General features: G+C 61.9%; 15 protein-coding genes. 3 read left to right on the forward strand and 12 right to left on the reverse strand.

Annotated elements, in window-relative coordinates:
* Positions 1–4 precede the first annotated feature (4 nt).
* The 4 genes from IEV88_RS08605 to IEV88_RS08620 form a co-directional block, all read right to left on the reverse strand.
* Complete coding sequence (locus IEV88_RS08605) at positions 5–1,330, reverse strand: class I SAM-dependent methyltransferase (protein WP_188158837.1); 1,326 nt, start codon at positions 1,328–1,330, stop codon at positions 5–7.
* Positions 1,331–1,522: 192 nt separating this feature from the next.
* Positions 1,523–2,677 carry an acetylornithine deacetylase gene (argE, locus tag IEV88_RS08610; RefSeq protein ID WP_188158836.1) on the reverse strand — a complete coding sequence of 385 codons (1,155 nt, stop codon included), beginning with the start codon at positions 2,675–2,677 and terminating at the stop codon, positions 1,523–1,525.
* A 55-nt stretch (positions 2,678–2,732) separates the two neighbouring features.
* Complete coding sequence (locus IEV88_RS08615) at positions 2,733–3,575, reverse strand: cupin-like domain-containing protein (RefSeq protein WP_188158835.1); 843 nt, start codon at positions 3,573–3,575, stop codon at positions 2,733–2,735.
* On the reverse strand, positions 3,572–4,798 hold the full coding sequence (locus IEV88_RS08620; RefSeq protein WP_188158834.1) for a GNAT family N-acetyltransferase: 1,227 nt from the start codon (positions 4,796–4,798) through the stop codon (positions 3,572–3,574). Before IEV88_RS08620 ends, IEV88_RS08615 begins: the two co-directional genes overlap by 4 nt.
* Before the next feature lie 143 nt (positions 4,799–4,941).
* On the opposite strand from IEV88_RS08620, the gene IEV88_RS08625 reads away from it, so the two are divergent.
* A complete protein-coding gene (locus IEV88_RS08625) occupies positions 4,942–6,447 on the forward strand; it encodes a lipopolysaccharide biosynthesis protein (RefSeq protein ID WP_188158833.1) in 1,506 nt (501 codons plus the stop codon).
* 156 nt (positions 6,448–6,603) lie between these two features.
* On the opposite strand, the gene IEV88_RS08630 is transcribed toward IEV88_RS08625, so the two are convergent.
* Complete coding sequence (locus tag IEV88_RS08630; protein ID WP_188158832.1) at positions 6,604–8,406, reverse strand: peptide MFS transporter; 1,803 nt, start codon at positions 8,404–8,406, stop codon at positions 6,604–6,606.
* A gap of 166 nt (positions 8,407–8,572) precedes the next feature.
* Between IEV88_RS08630 and IEV88_RS08635 the strand changes: the two genes are divergently transcribed.
* Positions 8,573–9,016, forward strand: a complete 444-nt coding sequence (locus tag IEV88_RS08635) for an HIT family protein (RefSeq protein WP_188158831.1) — start codon at positions 8,573–8,575, stop codon at positions 9,014–9,016.
* Here the strand turns inward: IEV88_RS08635 and IEV88_RS08640 are convergent.
* Complete coding sequence (locus tag IEV88_RS08640) at positions 9,013–9,711, reverse strand: tellurite resistance TerB family protein (protein WP_188158830.1); 699 nt, start codon at positions 9,709–9,711, stop codon at positions 9,013–9,015. The two genes, IEV88_RS08635 and IEV88_RS08640, sit on opposite strands and share 4 nt — an antisense overlap.
* 116 nt (positions 9,712–9,827) lie before the next feature.
* Complete coding sequence (gene lpdA / locus IEV88_RS08645; RefSeq protein ID WP_188158829.1) at positions 9,828–11,243, reverse strand: dihydrolipoyl dehydrogenase; 1,416 nt, start codon at positions 11,241–11,243, stop codon at positions 9,828–9,830.
* Between the two features lie 136 nt (positions 11,244–11,379).
* On the opposite strand from lpdA, the gene IEV88_RS08650 reads away from it, so the two are divergent.
* Complete coding sequence (locus IEV88_RS08650; RefSeq protein ID WP_188158828.1) at positions 11,380–11,994, forward strand: DUF998 domain-containing protein; 615 nt, start codon at positions 11,380–11,382, stop codon at positions 11,992–11,994.
* Between the two features lie 147 nt (positions 11,995–12,141).
* Here the strand turns inward: IEV88_RS08650 and odhB are convergent, their stop codons facing one another.
* From odhB to sucC, 5 genes are all read right to left on the reverse strand, one after another.
* On the reverse strand, positions 12,142–13,764 hold the full coding sequence (gene odhB / locus IEV88_RS08655; protein ID WP_188158827.1) for a 2-oxoglutarate dehydrogenase complex dihydrolipoyllysine-residue succinyltransferase: 1,623 nt from the start codon (positions 13,762–13,764) through the stop codon (positions 12,142–12,144).
* Between the two features lie 4 nt (positions 13,765–13,768).
* Complete coding sequence (locus IEV88_RS08660) at positions 13,769–16,747, reverse strand: 2-oxoglutarate dehydrogenase E1 component (RefSeq protein ID WP_188158826.1); 2,979 nt, start codon at positions 16,745–16,747, stop codon at positions 13,769–13,771.
* Between the two features lie 185 nt (positions 16,748–16,932).
* Positions 16,933–17,835, reverse strand: a complete 903-nt coding sequence (gene sucD, locus IEV88_RS08665; RefSeq protein WP_188158825.1) for a succinate--CoA ligase subunit alpha — start codon at positions 17,833–17,835, stop codon at positions 16,933–16,935.
* A 21-nt stretch (positions 17,836–17,856) separates the two neighbouring features.
* Positions 17,857–18,393 (reverse strand): hypothetical protein, encoded by a 537-nt coding sequence (locus tag IEV88_RS08670; protein ID WP_188158824.1) that lies wholly within the window; start codon positions 18,391–18,393, stop codon positions 17,857–17,859.
* Between the two features lie 73 nt (positions 18,394–18,466).
* The gene (gene sucC / locus IEV88_RS08675; protein WP_188158823.1) at positions 18,467–19,660 is read right to left on the reverse strand and encodes an ADP-forming succinate--CoA ligase subunit beta; all 1,194 of its coding nucleotides are present in this window, start codon (positions 19,658–19,660) and stop codon (positions 18,467–18,469) included.
* Between the last annotated feature and the right edge of the window lie 89 nt (positions 19,661–19,749).

Genomic DNA, 19,749 nt, shown 5'->3' on the forward strand with positions numbered 1-19,749 from the left:
CCGATCAGGTTCCGGTACTGACCGTGATCAACTGCGGGCGCTGCATCGAGGCGAGAACGGCGCGCAACGTGTCGACACTGCCGGGGCCATCGGTGACGGCCAGTGCCTTGCCAAGCTCAGTGCCGTAATTGGCATCATCCACGATTGACAGGTCAGGCGACAGGAAGACCAGCCGTGCGCCGTCGAAGATCGCCTCGCGCCAGTGCTCCAGGGCCTCGCGGCGATGGGCGGCCGAGGCGATGATGATGTCCGGCACCGGCAACGACAGTTCACGCTCGCACAGAACCTCTACGGACGGCCCCTGCCCCAGCGCGATATGACTGCCATGAAGGTCGCCATCGCGGGTGATCAGGGCGGAAACCACGGAGCCGTCAATACCGAACCAGTCGAGCATCGCCAGCATCGGCGCGTCGGCACCGATGACATGGGCGTGCTGGTTGAAACGGCTTGCATCATCAAAGAAGGACTGGACCCGCGCCCGGTTACGCTCCATGCGCCAGGAGAAGGCCTGGCAGGTCTGCGCGCTGGTCAGGGCAAGCGCGTTCTCCTCGTCCCACAGGCGGGCGAGCTGGCTCAGCCATTGTGTATCGTCATAGCCATGGTAATCGGCATGGGTCAGGAAGACCCGAAGCGCACCGCCATCGGTTTCCGTCATCCCGCCACGGATGATTTTCAGGCCGGCTGACCGGGCGAGATGTTCCAGCACCGTCAGCGTGTAGACGCCTTTCGCCTCGGCATGAAACGCCGCCGGATTGTTGCGCATGAGGGCGAGAGACGCATAGGCTGTCTCGATCACCACAAGGCCATCCTTCGCCAGCAAGCCTTTTACCGCCTGGAGGAATTCTTTCGGGGCATCCTGTTCACCGAAGGTCGACACGGCGCTGACCACGTCGAACTTCTCGCCATCGAGTCTGTCATTGAGCATGTCGAGCACGGTACGGTCCGGGAAATTGCCGCGAATGGCCGTGCCCCATTTCTCCTCTCCCGCCGCGAGACGATGGCGATCGACACCGACGCCATCGATCCAGCGCGGCAGGTAGGACAGGAACGTGCCGTCGCCGCAGCCGATATCGAGCGCGCGGGCATCGCGTGCACTGAGCATTTCCAACAGGCAGGTGACAGTGGCTCGCAGGCGATGGCGCACCGTGCGACAGGCCGCGTGATCATGCACCGGCAATGCCGGCATATCCCAACCGCGCTGAAGCAGGCCGCAAGCGGTCGCATCTTTTTCAGGATCGCAGATCACCCAGCCATTATCACCGCCAAGGGTGAAAGCCGGCGTCAAGGCCCTGGAGCCGCATACGCGGCAATGTTCGGTCTTCTTACTCATACCTTTGCCCCAGACAGTTTTCTTTCGTCTTTCGGACAATGCGCGCCACCCGCTTAAAGCGAAGTAAAGGCAGGTATCAGTTTTACTCCGTTTCCTGAATTATTGTGTAAGCAAACTCTTAAAATCGTCGAGATCTTCAGGCTTCGTTTACAAGGCTGAAAAGAGGGTAAACGGATTATCTGAAATTCTATCTCAGGAGGCCATGCGGGCAATGAGCCGGCGCATGAAATCGGTGCCCGCCCGCATCTGGTCGAGCGAGATAAATTCATTCGCCTGATGTGCCTGGTCGATGGAGCCTGGCCCGCAGATTACCGTCGACAGGCCCGCCTGCTGGAACTGTCCGGCTTCGGCGGCATAGGGCACGACTTCGGTATGGTTGTGGCCCGAGATCGCCTTGACCAGGTCGGCGGCGGGATTGTCCGCTCTCGGGGCAAGGCATGGCGCCTTCGTCATCCACTCGGTCTCGATCGAGCAACCCGTGTCCCGCTTTTTCATCTGTGCCTCGATCTGGCGGGCATAGGCTGTGAAACGTGAATGGATTTCCGCAGGATCGTCACCCGGGATCGAACGAAGGTCCCAGTCGAACGCGCAGTCAGCCGCCATGATATTCAGCTGCGTGCCTCCATTGATGACATTGACTGTCATTGTCGTGTACGGAGGATCGAACGGGTTATCGACAGCATCGGCGCGCAACTCGCGCGCCATGTCCTCGATGAAGGTGACGAGCCGCGCCGCGACCATGACGGCGGAGACACCGCGCTGGGTCTGGCTGGAATGGGTGGTGAAGCCCTTGACCCGGGTACGGAAAGACGAGATGCCCTTGTGGCCGTCGATCACCTTCATCATGGTCGGCTCGCCGACGATCACGGCAGCCGGACGCGGGACCTCGCGGATGATCTCGTCGATCATGTCGGGCGCGCCGAGACAGCCCACTTCCTCGTCATAAGACAGCGCGAAGATGAGCGGCTTTTTCAGGCCTGCCTGGAGCATTTCCGGCACCAGCGACAGACCGATGGCGGAGAAGGCTTTCATATCGCAGGTGCCACGGCCATAAAGCTTGCCGTCACGTTCGCTCACCGTAAACGGATCACTATCCCATGGCTGGCCCGTGACGGGCACGACATCGGTGTGGCCGGAGAGGACGACACCGCCCTCTTCCGCCGGGCCGACAATCGCATAGAGATTGGTCTTGCTGCCATCATGATTGGCGACGCGTTTGGTTTCAACGCCAAGGCCGTGCAGATAGGCCTCGACATCCTCGATCAGATTGAGGTTCGATCTCGATGATGTCGTATCATGGGCGACAAGGCGGGAAAGCCAGTCGATCTGGTGTTGTATATCGGTCATGAGCCTTAGATAGAATGTTCGCGGCAAGAGTAAAAGATGGTGGTTTGAAACGCGCCTATAGCATGCCGAGACGGTCAAGCACCCTGGCGGTGAAATCCTTTGCCGGGATACGGGGGTCAGAGACGCGAAGGGGTGGCGGATTGAGGCCACCGCGCCGCATCAGCCGGTTGAGGCGATAGATCCGCCGCTGGCGGTCGCTTTCCTCCGACCGCCAGGTGATGCTGAGCGAGATCGAGACCTGATCGCCATTCTGTACCCAGTGCGGCGCCTTGACGGGCACATAGAGAGCATCGCCCGGCAAGAGGGGCCAGGCGGTTGCCTTCGTTTCCATCGCCGGGTCGTAGGCAAGATTGCAATGACCGCCGGCGTGATACGCTTCGTGCTGGCGTGCAGAGACGATCGCCGGGTCATCGGCAGGGAAAAGATGCAGTGTCTTCTGCCCCCTGACCTGCAGCAGGATATTGTGCTCCGGGTCGAAATGAAATGGCGTCACGGCCCCGGGGGATGAGGCGAAGATAAATCCTTCCGGCCGGTAAGCCCTGCCCGTGCGGTTTTCGGCCAGCGGCAGGATCGGCGACAGGCAGTCCATCATCAGGCCGCGATAGTCCGGGTCCGTCTCGATATTGCGCAGGGCCACCCACGATCCCGCGCGGTCTATATTGGCCAGCGTTTCCGCGACCGTGAGCCCGTTTGCCGGTGTCGCAGCCGGGTCGGGCTGGCTGACATCGATGTTGCCGAGATTGTACTCGACCTGGTCGGCTGGCAGGCGCTCGCCGAGCAGGGCAAGACGATCCGGTTCCAGCAATGGGTGGTTCAGCAGGCTGTGGCCGAGTTTCGTCGCGCAGCCGGGATAGGCTGACACGAAGGATTGCAGCGCCTCTGCGGAAAACACCGTCATGTGCGCGTCTCCATGCCTTTCGGGGCTTTCATGTCCCTGGGGATTTCCATCGCGGGGGACAGCTTCCTGTGCGCCTGGCGTGGGCGGATGATCCGTGCTCCCGCGGCCGATGCCTGTTCCAGAAGCCGGGCAGCGGTCAGGGGCAGGCCATAGCGCAGTCCCTTGCGGGCAACGACCATCTGCACGATGGACACCGACTGCACCCACAGGCCTTCCAGGGAGGTGTTGCCGCTGGCCGCACAGGAATCCACGAATCTGATCGATGGATCGCCGAGAAAGGTTTGCAGGCAATGAAACTCCAGCTGCATCCCCGGCGAGAAGCGGGAAAAGTCCGCGTCATACGCGACCTTGAGACAGAAAATCCTGTCCGCACTGCGCAGGTCGAAGGCATAGGCCACGCCCTTCCCGTCAACCGTCAGGCGGCTGAAGACCAGCTGGCCACGGCCCATCGCCGCTGCGGCGAGCTGGCGGAAGAAGACACTTTCCCCGGGCCGGCAGGTGATGGCGGTTCCCTCTTCGCCCTTCCAGCCCTTTCGTTCCAGCGTCAGGAACTCGTCGAGCCAGCGCTCGAGCTGATCCGCGTCCTGCAACTGTTCGAAGCGCACCTCCCCCATCTCTGCCAGCCTGCGGCCAAGCCGGCGCAGGCGTTTCTTGCGGCGGCTCGAGATATGGCTCTCGAGGTAGCTATCGGCATCCTGGCTGGCATCGATGGCCGGACGGTGGCAGCGGTGGACGATATCGCAGCGGCGATTGTCCCCGAGGCAATAGGCTTCGAGAGCGGACCGGATCGCCGCCGCCTCTGACATATGAGTCAACCGGCAAAAGCTGACAGCGGCAGGCGCGCTGTCGAGCCAGGCGGTCAGCATGGCGGCGAAACGGCCCTCGCAGCCACGCCGGACAAGCGGCGTCGCCAGGAACTGGTGCGCATGCAGGTGCGACCGGTAATGGTCGAGCGGCAGGTGGGCATAGCTGGCATCGCGGGCAAAAATAACAAGGCCGATGAGCCTGCCCTCGGCAAGAAAGGCCGCGATATCCGCCTCGTCCGCTGCGATGATTTCCAGTGCTGCCTGCGCAAACCATGGCTCGAGAAAGACATTCGGGTCGCCCGCGCTGGCGGCAAGGTCTTCCCAGTCTGAGCGTAGCGAGGCGATGGTGGCATGCGAGAACGGCAGGATGCGAACGCCGTCGGCCGGGCCTGCCCTTTCTCTGTCGCTATAACCCATGCGGCTCACTCCCACCCCTGTCCAGCTTCCCCATCCCGGCATTTCCAATCGGCTATTTCAGGCATCCGGACCGGCCATATTAATCACTCTGAAGTCTTGGCTGCCTATAACCATACAAGAATTATGCCTAAGGACCGTTAACAATGACCGGGAACCCGGAGCACAGCGCGCCAGAACAGGAGACCTCTCTCGGCGACAGGGTCGCCAGGGCGACAGCGTGGATCGTCGCCGGTCGCCTCGGCGTGCGTCTCGCCGGCTTCGTGAACATGCTGATCGTTGCGCGGCTGCTGGTGCCGGACGATTTCGGCCTCGTCGCCATCGGCCTGACCATGATGCAACTGCTGCAGAATGTCAGCGACATGGGTATCGCCCAGACGGTCATCCGCATGAAGAACGCGACCAAGGCCGATCTCGACACGCTGTTCACCCTGTCTGCTGCACGCGGCGTCGTCACGGCGCTTGTCCTTGTCGGTATCGCGCCTCTCGCCGTCACGGTTTATGGCGATGAACGGCTTTTCTCCGTATTCATGCTGATCGCGCTACACCCGCTGCTGACCGGTTTCGTCAATCCCCGTTTTTTCGAGTTCGAGCGCGACATTGATTTCTCCAAGGATTTCCGGGTCGCGCTGATGGCCAAGCTGATCGAGGTCGCTACCGCGATCACCATTGCCGTCATCTTCCGTAGCTATATCGCATTGATCGCCGGCCTCGTTGCCGGCGGCTGTGTGCGGCTGATCCTGTCCTATGTGATGCGCCCATGGCTGCCCGGGCTGGCGCTGACCTCGTTCCGCCAGGTCTTCGGCTTCATGGGCTGGCTGACCGGGATCAGCTTCGCTGCGGCACTCAACAACAAGCTCGATGCCTTGATCCTCGGACGGATCGTCGGCCCGGCCGGCACCGGGCTTTACTATGTCGGCGAGCAACTGGCAGAGCTTGCCACGCGTGAATCAGGCGAACCGATCGCCCGCGCGCTCTATCCGGGCTTTGCGACATTGAGCGGCACGCCGGAGCGAATGCGCGAGGTCTTCCTTCAGGGCGTCGCGGCGCTGGCCATCATTGCCCTGCCCGCCGCCATCGGCTTCGCGCTCGTCGCCGATCTCGCCGTACCGCTGATCCTCGGCACCCAATGGACCGAGGCCGTGCCGGTCATCCAGTTCATCGGGCCTGTGCTGGGCCTGCAATCGCTGGTACTGGCGACACAGAGCTATGCCATGGCGCAGGACCGCCCGCAGCTCGTCTTCTGGCGGGAGGTCGCGTTCTTCATGTTCCGTACACCCATCTTCATTACCGGCGCGGTGATGTATGGCCTGATCGGGGCCATCGCTGCGACAGCCCTGACCGGTCTCGGCCATCTGTCGCTCAACCTGCATCTCTACCAGCGCCTGTCGGGCGCGCCGTTCTGGCAGCCCCTCTGGGTCGCCCGGCGCAGCCTGATCGGCGTCGCCGTCATGGCCGGCGTGCTCGCCGCCTTGCGGCCGGCGCTCGCTGGCCTGCCGGATTACGCGGCCCTTGCCATACTGATCGCTTCGGGCGGCAGCGCCTTTGCCGGCACCCTGATCACCTGCTGGTACGCCGAGGGCAGGCCGGACGGGATCGAACGAACCATCCGCGACAAGGTCCTCGTCCGCCTGCTCCCCAAGGCCGCCTGAGCCACAAAAAAGCCCCGCCGAAGCGGGGCTTTTATAACTCTTGCGAGGGAGCGCTAGAGCAGCCTGCGTCCGGATGGACGCAGGGGAGCTGCTCCAACACTTTGGAAGCGATCAACTTTCCTGCCTTCAAATGATTCCATTTGAAGGCAGGTTGATCTAGTCCGCCCCGCGCATCGCCTTCTTGATGATCGGTGAAATCAGCAACATGACCACCGCAAGCCCCATCGAGACATAGGCGATGTTGGTATAGACCATCGCATAGGTCTCCTTCGCCGCGGCGATATTCGTGATCTGGCCGCCCAGTGTCTCGACGCCGGTCGACGATGCGATGACGCCTGCGAGATAGTTGGACAAGCCCGAATACAGGAACCACGAGCCCATCGCCATGCCAACGACGCGCGCCGGAGCGAGCTTTGTCACGGCCGACAGGCCGACCGGCGAGACCATCAGTTCGCCCATTGTATGGATCCAGTAAATCAGGAAAACGAAGTAGACGGCGACGAGCCCGGTGCCGGATGAGGCGATGCCTGCATTCAGCGCGAGGAAGCCGAGACCCGCGAGGAACACACCGAAGGCGAACTTGACCGGGGTCGACGGATTATACTTGCCGAGCTTGATCCACACCCAGGCGAGGATCGGCGCGAAGATGAAGATGAAGCCCGCGTTCAGCGACTGGAAGACCGGCGCCGGGACCGGCATGCCGAACATGGTGCGGTCAACAAGGCGGTCGGTGAACAGGTTCAGCGACGAACCGGCCTGCTCGAACAGCGCCCAGAACGGCATCTGCGCAATGATGAAATAGAGCGCTGCCAGCATGCGCGAGCGTTCGTCGCCTTTCAGCTTCGCGATCGAGTAACCGATCAGGAAGATGAAGGTGGCGACACCGAGCATACCGACGAACCATTCCGGGATTAGCTGCGCATTCATCACAAGCAGCATCGAGACGGCGATGATTATGATGCCGGTCAGATAGCACATCACCTCGACATTGAAGATCCCGAGAACCTTTTCCTTGAGCTTCTCGGGGTTTGGTGGTTCCGCATGGCCCTTCAGCCACGGCTGGCCGACGAGGAACACGATGAGGCCGAGCAGCATGCCGATACCGGCAAGGCCGAATCCGTATTTCCAGCCATGGACGATGCCGAGATAGCCGCAGGCAAGAGACGCCAGGAACGAGCCGAGATTGATCCCCATGTAGAAAATGGTGAAGCCGGAATCCCGCCGCTTGTCGCCAAAGCCATAGAGCGCCCCGACAATCGTGGAGATATTGGCCTTCAGATAGCCAACGCCTGCGATGATCAGCGCCAGCGACAGGTAGAGAATGTTGACATAAAGCTGTTCCTGCTCGATCCGGGTTTCATAGTCGCCGGTCGCAATTTCAGCGGGCAGGCCGACGGCCTCCGGGTTCTCGATCCTCATCGTCCCGCCGTCTTCGGAAAAGGAGATGAGCGAGCTCGCGTCGCCCGAAACGATCAGCTGGTTCGCATCGCCGCCGCGCCCGTCAAGCGTGACCTGATATTCAGCACCCTGATAGGTCAGGATTTCGCGCGAGCCCGCGCCCTCGAATGCCATGCCAAAATGGCCGAGCACCAGCAGGATGGCCCCGAAGGTGACGGCTTTTCTCTGGCCGAGATACCGGTCGGCCAGCGTGCCGCCGATGATCGTCATGACGTACACAAGCGCGGTGTACGCGCCATACATCACGGTCGAGCGCTCATCGGAGAACAGGAAGTGCTGGGTCAGATAGATGACCAGCAGGCCGCGCATGCCATAATAAGAGAAGCGCTCCCACATCTCGGTGAAGAACAGGACCGCCAGGCCCTTCGGGTGGCCGAAAAAGCTGGTATCGGTTTCGCCGCCCTTGGTATCATGGGAGCCGGATGGCTCATGCTGTTGCGGATCCGGAAATGGCTCATTGCCGAGTGGATCGTTCTTGTCGGTCCCGTTGGTATCAGACATCAAAAACCCTCATCGCGGGTCTGTCGCCCGCGTAAACTGTTGACAGATAAGCCGGAAACCGGCGCATTGCCGCGCAGTCTATGATACTTTCATGTCATGGCCAAAACTAATTCGGCGGGGCCTTTTGCCCGAATATGCCAAGCAAAAATGCGGGAAAATCAGATAGATGGCACGCTTTGATCTGGATGAGAGGCTGGACGCCGACACCCTGCCCGGCGGGATGTTGCAGCTGTGCATGCTGCGGGTGATGGACGATGCCCGGTTCGACTGGATCGTCATGGTGCCGCGCCGGGCAGGTCTAAGCGAACTGCACGACCTGCCGCCGCCCCTGCGCGCCATTCTCATGGAAGAGATCGTCGGCGTCTCCGACCGGCTGAAGGCGGCGACGGCTGCAAAGAAGATCAATGTCGCCATGTTCGGCAACATGGTGCCGCAGCTGCATATCCACGTCATCGCCCGGCATGAAAACGACGCGGCCTGGCCCGGCGGCGCGGTCGGCTTTGGCACGCGCGCGCCGATGGATGAGGCGGCACGGAAAGAAAAACTCGACAGGCTGATGCCGGTGCTGCGGCCAGGCCTCAACACCGGTAGCCCGTCAGCGTTATTCTAGATCTGGACCGGTGCCCGCTCGACCGAGTGGCCGACCTCGACATGCAGCTGGGCGACGAGATCGGGATCGAGCTCCAGCCGCGCGGCGAGCATGGCCAGATAGCCCTTCTCCGCCGGCCCGGTTTCGTCGAGGGCGATGAGCGAGGCCGTATAGAGCTCCACCGCCTCCTCCGGCGTCTCGGCGGACTTTGCCACCGCATCGACATCGAGCGGCTTGTCGAGCTCGGCAAAGACGAAATCGCGGTCCTTCGCGTCGAGGTCCATCTCGGCGAGCCGCGCATTGATGCGCTTGCGCTCGTCCGGCGTGATATGCCCGTCGGCCTTGGCGGCGGCGAGCATGGCACGGATCAGCTTGCGCGACAGCGCCTCCTGCGCCTCTTCAGGCCCCGGCAGGAAGATCGGCTGTCCGCCGCTGGCAGCACCCACCGATGCCGTGTCGAAAGCAAGGCGCTCACCGGTGGTGATGCTCGGCTGCGGCGAGCCTTCGGCCTGCTTTTTCGCCTGCCAGTCCTGCCATGCCTTGTAGGCGAGCCCGCCGACAACAGCGACACCGGCGATCTTGGCCGTGTTCTTGACCATCTTGCGCCCGCCCTTGCCGCCGAGAACCAGCCCGGCAAGGCCACCCGTGGCGGCACCGCGGGCAAAGCCGCCCTTGTCGTCCCCAAGGAACTGGTCCAGCAGCGATTTCGAGCTCATTGTATTTCCTCCTGATGGTCAATGATATCAGGAGGATAAATAGGAATTGACGGCCCGCGTTCAATGATACCGAGGCCGCAATTGGTTCCCGGCGGATCCGATTTCCGGTTGTGACATCAGGCCTGCATCGTCCAGCCTTCGACCCCCATGGCCGCCTGGCGCAGCGCTTCGCTGCGGGTCGGGTGCGGGTGCGACGTGCGGGCGATATCTTCCGACGAACCACCAAATTCCATGACGAGGGCCGCCTCGGCGATCATCTCGCCGACACCGGTGCCGATCATGTGGACGCCAAGCACGCGGTCGGTCTTGGCATCGGCCAGAACCTTCACGAAACCGTCCGTGTCGTGATTGGTCTTGGCGCGGGAGTTGGCTGCGAACGGGAACTTGCCGACCTTGTAGTCGACGCCCGCTTCCTTCAGCTGTTCCTCGGTCTTGCCGACATTGGCGACTTCCGGCCAGGTATAGACGACACCCGGGATCAGATTGTGGTCGACATGGCCCGGCTTGCCGGCGATGACCTCGACACAGGCGACGGCCTCGTCCTCCGCCTTGTGTGCCAGCATCGGCCCGTGGGTGACATCGCCGATGGCATAAATGCCGTCTACGGATGTCTTGAAATGCTCGGTCGGGATGAAGCCGCGCTTGTCGGTCTCGATCCCGACGGCTTCCAGCCCCAGCCCCTTGGTCACCGGGCGGCGGCCGATCGCGACCAGCACCGTATCGGCCTCGATCACCTCGCTGTCGCCGCCATCAGCCGGCTCGACGGAGACCTTGACCTTGCTCTTCAGCTTTTCGACGCCGGTCACCTTGGTCGACAGCTTGAAGTCCATCCCCTGTTTCTTCAGGATACGCTGGAAGCCCTTGGAAACCTCGCCATCCATGGTCGGCAGGATACGGTCGAGATATTCGACGACGGTTACCTTCGCGCCGAGGCGGCGCCAGACCGAGCCGAGCTCCAGCCCGATGACACCGCCGCCGATGACGACCAGATGCTTCGGCACGGATTTCAGGCTCAGCGCGCCGGTGGAGGAGACGACCTGCTGCTCGTCGATCTCGACATTCGGCAGCGGCGTGACCTCGGAACCCGTCGCGATGATGATGTTTTTCGCCTTCAGGTCTTCCGTGCCGCCATCGGATTTATGGACGGTGACCTTGCCTTTACCGGTAATCTCGCCGCGCCCGAGATAGCTCGTCGCCTTGTTCTTCTTGAGCAGATATTCTACACCCTTGGTCAGCCCGTCGACCGCCTCGTCCTTCTGCTTCAGCATCTGGTCGAGATCGAGAGAGACCTTGGCCTTGATCCCCAGCTTCTCGAAATCGTTTAGCGCAGCGCTGTACAGTTCGGAGGCATGTAGCATCGCCTTGGACGGTATGCAGCCGACATTGAGGCAGGTACCGCCGAAAGCGCCGCTCTCGCGCATCTCGATACAGGCAACGCTCAGCCCCAGCTGCCCGGCCCTGATCGCTGCGTTGTAGCCACCCGGTCCGCCGCCGATTATCACGATGTCGAAATCCGTCGAATTGTCTGCCATAACTGTCGCATCCATGCTGAAGAGAGAGTTCAGGGTGGCTTAGACCTGTGCCCTCAGCGGGTCAACTGCAAGGGGCGCCGACCCTTTCGCCAGAAAGCAACAATGCCTATGTCTTCAGATGAACGAGGGAGGAAAAATGAGACATCTTGCATTCTGGGCAGCGATCCTGACCGGCCTTGTCTGGCTCATCATGCTGATCGCGGGCGGGCTGACCTGGCCCGGTTACAGCCATGTCAGCCAGTACATATCCGAGCTTGGCGCCATCGGCGCACCGCAGGCTTTCGCCGTCAACTGGTTCGGCTTCCTGCCGATCGGCATATTGATGATCGTCTTCTGCCTGGCCGCTATCGCATCCTTGCCGAAAACTGCCGGCACGATCCTCGGCTTTGCCGGGCTGCTACTGTGGGCCGGCGGCTATATCATCTCGCCCTTCTTTCCGTGCGATTACGGCTGTCCCGTCGATGGAGACCAGACAGCCGCGCAGGTCATCCATAATCTCGGTGCGGTTGTCAGCTATCTGGCGGGCGCGGTCGGCCTGATCATGCTCGGCGGTGCCGCAAGGCAATGGCCTGGCAAGACCGGCGGTCTGGCCACCTTTGCGCTGGCCGCGGGCATCGTTTGCCTGGCGTGCTTCCTCTTCCTCGCACCGCATCCCTTTGTCGGCCTCGTCCAGCGGCTCGGCGAACTCGTCACCTTCGGCTGGATGATCGCCTGCGGCGCCTATCTGGTCCGGCAAATGAAAAACCCCTGACGGCGGCACCGTCAGGGGCGTTTAATCCGCCCTCGTCCTTCGTGGGCTTCTTCGAAGCCACCTCAGGATGAGGGTTAGTCTAGTAAAAAAGAACCCTCATCCTGAGGTGCTCGCGCAGCGAGCCACGAAGGACGGGGGTGTTATATTCTACAGATCCAGCAGCAGGCGCTGCGGGTCTTCCAGGTTTTCCTTCACGCGGACGAGGAAGGTGACCGCACCCTTGCCGTCGACGATGCGGTGATCATAGGACAGCGCCAGATACATCATCGGGCGGATGACGATCTCGCCATCGACCACGACGGGACGATCCTCGATGCGGTGCATGCCGAGAATGCCCGACTGCGGCATGTTCAGGATCGGGGTCGACATCAGCGAGCCATAGATGCCGCCATTGGTGATCGTGAACGTGCCACCCTGCATCTCGTCCAGCTTGAGGTCTCCTTTTCTTGCGCGCGTGCCGTAATCGACGATCTGCTTCTCGATCCCGGCGAGCGACATGTGGTCGGCATCGCGCAGCACCGGCACGACGAGGCCTTTCTCCGTCCCCACCGCAATACCGATATCGTAATGGTTCTTGTAGATGATGTCCGTGCCGTCGATCTCGGCATTGACATCGGGGACTTCCTTCAGCGCGGCGATACAGGCCTTCACGAAGAAGGACATGAAGCCGAGCTTGACGCCGTGTTTCTTCTCGAACAGGTCCTTGTACGACTTGCGCGCGTCCATCACAGCCGTCATGTCGACATCGTTGAAGGTCGTCAGCATCGCTGCGCTGTCCTGGGATTCTTTCAGGCGGCGGGCGATGGTCTGGCGCAGGCGGGACATCTTCACCCGCTCTTCGCGGTCGCCAAGCTCGCGCGGCGCGGACGGCGCCGGAGCTTTGGACTGGGACGGTTTCGAATAGCCGGATTCCAGTGCCGCGAGCGCGTCGCCCTTGGTGATGCGGCCATCCTTGCCCGTGCCCTCGATGCGCGAGGCGTCGAGATTGTGTTCCTCGATCACGCGGCGCGGCGCCGGCGACAGTTTCTGGTCATCAGCACCGGCAGCGACGCTCTCGCCGCCGGAGGCTTCGGCCCGCGGTGTCGGCGCATTGGCCGGGCCCTGGCCCTGAATCTTGCTCTCGCCGGATGATTTGTCCCCGGAGGATTTATCAGCGGAGGATTTCGACGAACCATCGGCGCCTTCAGCAATAATACCAAGCACATCACCGACAGCGACGGTCGAGCCTGCCTCGGCCTTGATCTCCTTGAGCGTGCCGGAGACGGGTGCCGGCACATCCATGGACGCCTTGTCGGTTTCCAGCGAGACGACCGGATCGTCCTGGTTCACATAGTCACCGACCTTGACCAGCCACTCGCCGATATCGGCCTCGGTCACGCTTTCGCCGGAGGATGGCGCGATGATCTCGACGTCCTTGCCTTCGCTTGCACTGGTCGAATCATCCTTAGCGCCGCCTTTCGCTACGCCCTCAGACTTGGCGGCAGCACCATTCGTCTTCTTGTCCTTGCTGGCGGCAGGCGGCTTCTCACCGGACGCGCCTTCCTCGATCTCGCCGAGCAGCGCATTGAGTTCGACCGTGTCGCCCTCCTTGGCAGTGATCTTGGACAGAACGCCAGCGGCCGGAGCCGGCACCTCGACGGAGACCTTGTCGGTCTCGAGCTCGACGATCGGCTCGTCAGCCTTGACGGTGTCGCCTTCCTTTTTCAGCCATTGGCCGATCGTGGCTTCGGTGACTGATTCACCCAGCGTTGGTACACGGATTTCCGTCATGTGATTATTTCTCCAGGGTTAGCGCTTCATCGAGAAACGCCTGCAGTTCTTCAAGGTGGCGGCGCATCAGGCCGGTGGCGGGCGATGCCGACGCCGGGCGGCCGACATAGCGCGGACGATTGTGTTTTGCCCCGACCTGGTTCAGCGCCCATTCGAGGTTCGGCTCCATGAACGTCCAGGCGCCCATGTTCTTTGGCTCTTCCTGGCACCAGATCATCTCGGCATTCTTGAACCGTTTCAGCTCATCCATCAGCGAATGGGCCGGGAACGGATAGAATTGCTCAGTCCGCAGCAGATAGATGTCGTTGATATCGCGCTTCTCGCGCTCCTCGAGCAGGTCGTAATAGACCTTGCCCGAACAGATCACGACGCGCTTGATCTTGGCGTCCGAGACAAGCTTGACGGTCGAGCCGGGGTTCGTCTCGGCATGGTCCCACAGGACACGGTGGAAGGACGAGCCGGGGCCCATGTCCTTCAGGGTGGAAACGGCCCGCTTGTGGCGGAGCAGCGATTTCGGCGTCATCAGGATCAGCGGCTTGCGGAAGTCGCGTTTCATCTGGCGGCGCAGGATATGGAAATAGTTCGCCGGTGTGGTGCAGTTGGCAACCTGGATATTGTCTTGGGCGCAGGACTGCAGGAAACGCTCGAGCCGGGCTGACGAGTGCTCCGGACCCTGCCCCTCATAGCCATGCGGCAACAGGAGAACGAGACCGGACATGCGCAGCCATTTGCGCTCGGCCGACGAGATGAACTGGTCGATGATGACCTGGGCCCCGTTGGCGAAGTCGCCGAACTGGCCTTCCCACAGAGTCAGGCAGGTCGGGTCGGCAAGCGAATAGCCATAGTCGAAGCCCATGACCGCGAATTCCGACAGGTTGGAGTCGATGACCTCGAACTCCCCCTGTTCCGACGCGATATGGCGCAGCGGCGTGTAGCGTTTCTCCGTCTTCTGATCGACGAATTGCGCGTGACGTTGCGAAAACGTGCCGCGACGCGAGTCCTGGCCCGACAAACGAACGCGATAGCCCTCGCGCAGCAGCGAGCCGAAAGCCAGCGCCTCTGCTGTCGCCCAGTCGAACCCCTCGCCGCTGTCGAACATCTCTTCCTTGGCCTTGAGGATTCGCTGCAGCGTCTTGTGCGCTTCGAAACCGTCCGGCACCGTCGTCATGACCTTGCCGATTTCCTTAAGCCGGTCGATGTCGACGGCCGTATCACCGCGGCGGTCGTCGTCCTCCGGCGGGGCGAAATCCGACCAGCGGCCATCGAGCCAGTCTGCCTTGTTCGGTTTGAACTCCCCGCCCGCCTTGAACTCTTCCTCGAGGAAGTTGCGGAAGTCTTCCTGCTGCTGATCGATCCAGCCCTGCGGGATGACGCCCTCTTCCTCAAGGCGCTTGGCGTATTTTTCCATCGCCGTCGGCTGCTTGGCGATCTTCTTGTACATCAGCGGCTGGGTGAAGCTTGGCTCATCGCCTTCATTGTGGCCGAAGCGGCGGTAGCAGAACATGTCGATGACGACGTCCATGCCGAATTCCATGCGGAACTCCGCCGCGACCTTGGCGGCATAGACGACCGCTTCGGGGTCGTCGCCATTGACGTGGAAGATCGGCGCCTCGACCATCTTGGCCACATCCGACGGGTACGGAGAAGAGCGCGCGAATTTCGGGCTCGTGGTAAAGCCGATCTGGTTGTTGACAATGAAATGGATCGTGCCGCCGGTGCGATAGCCCGGCAGGCCGGTAAAGCCGAAGCATTCGGCCACGACGCCCTGCCCGGCAAAGGCGGCATCGCCATGCAGCAAGAGCGGCAGGACATGGGTGCGCGCGACCTTCACGTCGCCGGCATCCATCAGGTCCTGCTTGGCGCGGCACTTGCCGAGAACGACCGGGTTCACCGCTTCGAGGTGGGACGGGTTGGCAGCCAGCGACAGGTGCACCTTGTTGCCGTCGAACTCACGGTCAGACGAGGCGCCGAGATGGTATTTCACATCGCCCGATCCGCCGACGGATTCCGGCGTCACAGAGCCGCCCTGGAATTCGTGGAAGATGTGGTGATAGGGCTTGCCCATCACTGCGGCGAGCACGTTGAGGCGGCCGCGGTGCGGCATGCCGAAATTGATTTCCTTCACGCCCAGCGCACCGCCGCGCTTGATGATCTGTTCCAGCGCCGGCACCATCGCCTCGCCGCCGTCGAGCCCGAAGCGTTTCGTGCCGGTATATTTGACCTGCAGGAATTTCTCGAAGCCTTCCGCTTCGACGAGCTTGGACAGGATCGCTTTCTTGCCTTCCTCGGTAAAGGAGATGTCCTTGTCCGGCCCTTCGATGCGCTGCTGGATCCAGCTCTTTTGTTCCGGCGAGGTAATGTGCATGAACTCGACGGCGAAGGTGCCGCAGTAAGTGCGCTGCAGGATTTCCAGGATCTGGCGCAGGGTCGCGCTTTCCAGACCCAGCACCATGTCGATGAAGATCGGCCTGTCGAAATCCTTGTCCTCGAACCCGTAGGTTTTCGGGTCGAGCTCGGGATGAATTTTCTTCTTCTGCAGGCCGAGCGGATCGAGATCGGCGATCAGGTGGCCGCGGATGCGATAGGCACGGATCAGCATCAGCGCCTTGATCGAGTCTTTCGTCGCGGCATGGACGTCGGCCGGGGCAAGCTCGGGCTTTTTCTCGGCGATCTTCTTCTCGAAGGCATGTTCCAGAGCGCCCCAATTGCCGTCGAGGGCGGCGGTCAGCTCATCGCCGGCGCGCGGCGGCCAGTCGGTGCGCTCCCAGCTTGGGCCCTCCGCATTGCTTTCGGCGAGGTCGGTGTCGCCCAGTTCGTCAAAGAATTCACGCAGCTCCGGATCGACCGAGGCGGGATCGCGGGCATAGCGGGCGAATTGCTCTTCGAGATAGAGCGCGTTTCCGCCGGACAGGAAGGAAGTGGCGGCGTGTGCCGCATTACGGGAGAGGCCGTTTGCCCCTCCTTGAGAGCCATCATGGGCCATATCGGGTCCGATCTGTCAGGGGCGAATGCCCCAATCTGTCATGTGGGGGGCCTGGCCCCCATTATCTATATCGCGGGCGCGTATAGCAGTGATTTCAACGCCCTGTCAGCATCTAATTAAGCGCAGGGGCTGCAATAGCAACACCCTGCTACGGGCGGACTGGCGTGGCCGCTACTTAAAACCGCTCAAGCGCCTTTCAGAAGGTTCACGAGGGTCGTGCCCAGCGCTGCCGGGGTCGGCGAGACGGCGATACCGGCCGATTTCATCGCCTCGATCTTGGCTTCGGCGGTGTCGTCGCCGCCGGAGACGATGGCGCCGGCATGGCCCATGCGGCGGCCCGGCGGTGCGGTGACACCGGCGATGAAGCCGACCGTCGGTTTCTTGACCTTGTTCTCGGCGAGGAACCGCGCCGCGTCGGCCTCGGCGGAGCCGCCGATCTCGCCGATCATGATGATCGAGGTGGTCTCGTCATCGGCGAGGAACATTTCCAGGCACTCGATGAAGTCGGTGCCCTTGACCGGGTCGCCGCCGATGCCGATGCAGGTCGACTGGCCAAGGCCCGCCATGGTCGTCTGGTGCACCGCCTCATAAGTCAGCGTGCCGGAGCGCGAGACGATACCGACATTGCCGCGCTTGTGGATGTGGCCCGGCATGATGCCGATCTTGCACTCGCCCGGCGTGATGACGCCCGGGCAGTTCGGCCCGATCAGGCGGGTGTTGGAGCCGTCGAGGGCGCGCTTGACCTTGATCATGTCGAGCACCGGAATACCCTCGGTGATGCAGATGGCGAGTTCGATCCCGGCGTCGATCGCTTCGAGGATCGAGTCGGCGGCGAAGGGCGGCGGCACATAGATGACCGTGGCATTGGCGCCGGTCGCTTCCCGGGCCTCGGCGACCGTGTCGAAAACCGGCAGCGTCGCGCCTTTTGCAGCATCGCCCGCTTCCCAGGTCATGCCGCCCTTGCCCGGCGTCACCCCGCCGACCATCTTCGTGCCATAGGCGATTGCCTGCTCGGTATGGAAGGTGCCGGTATTGCCGGTCAGGCCCTGGCAGATGACTTTGGTGTCTTTGTTGACGAGTACGGACATGTTTCGATCCTTAAGGGTTGGTCAGTCGGTAATGGTTTCTGTCAGCGGGCAGCCGCTGGCGTCATCGCCTTCGGCACGATTGATATAGACAAGGCCGTCTTGCAGGACGTCGTCCTGAAGCAGGACGTCGATCTCGTGGCCGCGTCCGGCCATCGGATATTTCGAAACGCAGAAAGTAGCTTGCCCCTCGCCGTCGCTGTCCTTCTTGAACAGGGCGCTTGCCTCAAGGGCAGCGACCATATTGGCGTAGGAAATGCCCTGATAGCGCAAGCCGCAGGTGGCAAGGTGCATCGGGTCTTCGCCGTCCTTGATGAAGATCGTGAACGGCACCGATTGGCCGTCACCGCCACCAAAGCTTGCCCGCCAGGCATTGTCGCCAGCCGGAGCCAGATCGCCCAGATTATCCGGCGACGCAATGCGCCAGCCGCGCTCGTCGGCACGAAGCCGCAGATCCTGCGGGCTGGCATCGGCCGCGGCGCACAACCGCGCGAAAGTGCCGACCATCAGACGGGCATTGATCGCTTCATTGACGGCATCCGACTGGGCATGGGCCGTCATTGTCAGCCCACAGAACACTGTGGTGATGGCTGCAAGAATAGCTGCACTATGTCCGGCTGCTCGGATCACTCGGCTACCCTTGCACTGCCTTGACGATTTTCCGGGCGGCATCGTCGAGATCGTCCGCGGCGATGACGTCGAGATCGGACTTGTTGATGATCTCCTTGCCCTTCTCGACATTGGTGCCCTCCAGGCGCACGACCAGCGGCACGTTGAGGCCGGTCTCTTTCACAGCCGCCAGAACGCCCTCGGCGATGACATCGCATTTCATGATGCCGCCGAAAATGTTGACGAGGATGCCCTTCACGCCCGGGTCGGAGGTGATGATCTTGAACGCTTCCGTCACCTTTTCTTTGGTCGCGCCGCCGCCGACATCGAGGAAGTTGGCGGGCTCGGCGCCGTAATGCTTGATGATGTCCATGGTCGACATGGCAAGGCCGGCACCATTGACCATGCAGCCGATATTGCCGTCGAGCTTGACATAGGACAGGTCGAATTCCGACGCGCGCAGCTCCAGCGGGTCTTCCTCGCTCTCGTCGCGCAGCTCCATCAGGTCAGGGTGACGGAACCCGGCATTGCTATCGAACGACACCTTGGCGTCGAGCACCCGCACATTGCCGTCGGTCATGACGATCAGCGGGTTGATCTCCAGCATGTCCATGTCCTTCTCGGTGAAGGCCTTGTACAGGATGCCCATCAGCTTCATGCCCTGCTTGGCAGCGTCGCCGGTCAGGCCGAGCGCCTTGACCAGGCGGCGGGCGTGATGCGGCATCAGCCCGGTGACCGGGTCGATCGCGACGGTCACGATCTTCTCCGGCGTGTGCTCGGCGACTTCCTCGATATCCATGCCGCCCTCGGTCGAGGCGATGAAGGCGATGCGGGATGTCGCACGATCGACCAGAACCGACAGATACAGCTCGGTCTCGATATCGGCGCCATCCTCGATATAGATGCGGTTGACGACCTTGCCTTCCGGCCCGGTCTGCTTGGTGACGAGGGTCGAGCCCAGCATTTTGCGGGCTTCCTCGGCGGCCTCTTCCGGGGTCTTGGCGAGGCGCACGCCGCCCTTTTCACCGGCTTCGGCTTCCTTGAACTTGCCCTTGCCGCGCCCGCCGGCGTGGATCTGGGCCTTGACCACATACAGGCCCGCCTTCATCGACTTGGCTTTCTCAAGCGCCTTGTCGCCTTTCAGCACGACGACACCGTTGGCGACGGGGGCGCCGAATTCTTTCAGCAGTTGCTTGGCCTGATATTCATGGATGTTCATGGGCGGGTTCTCTCGTCTTGCTGAAGCGGGCCGGACGGCCGGACGTTAATGATCACGAGCGCTTATAACACTGCCGTTTTGCGGCGCAA

It is taken from the genome of Aquisalinus flavus, from assembly GCF_014640095.1.
Taxonomy (GTDB): Bacteria; Pseudomonadota; Alphaproteobacteria; order Caulobacterales; family Parvularculaceae; genus Aquisalinus; species Aquisalinus flavus.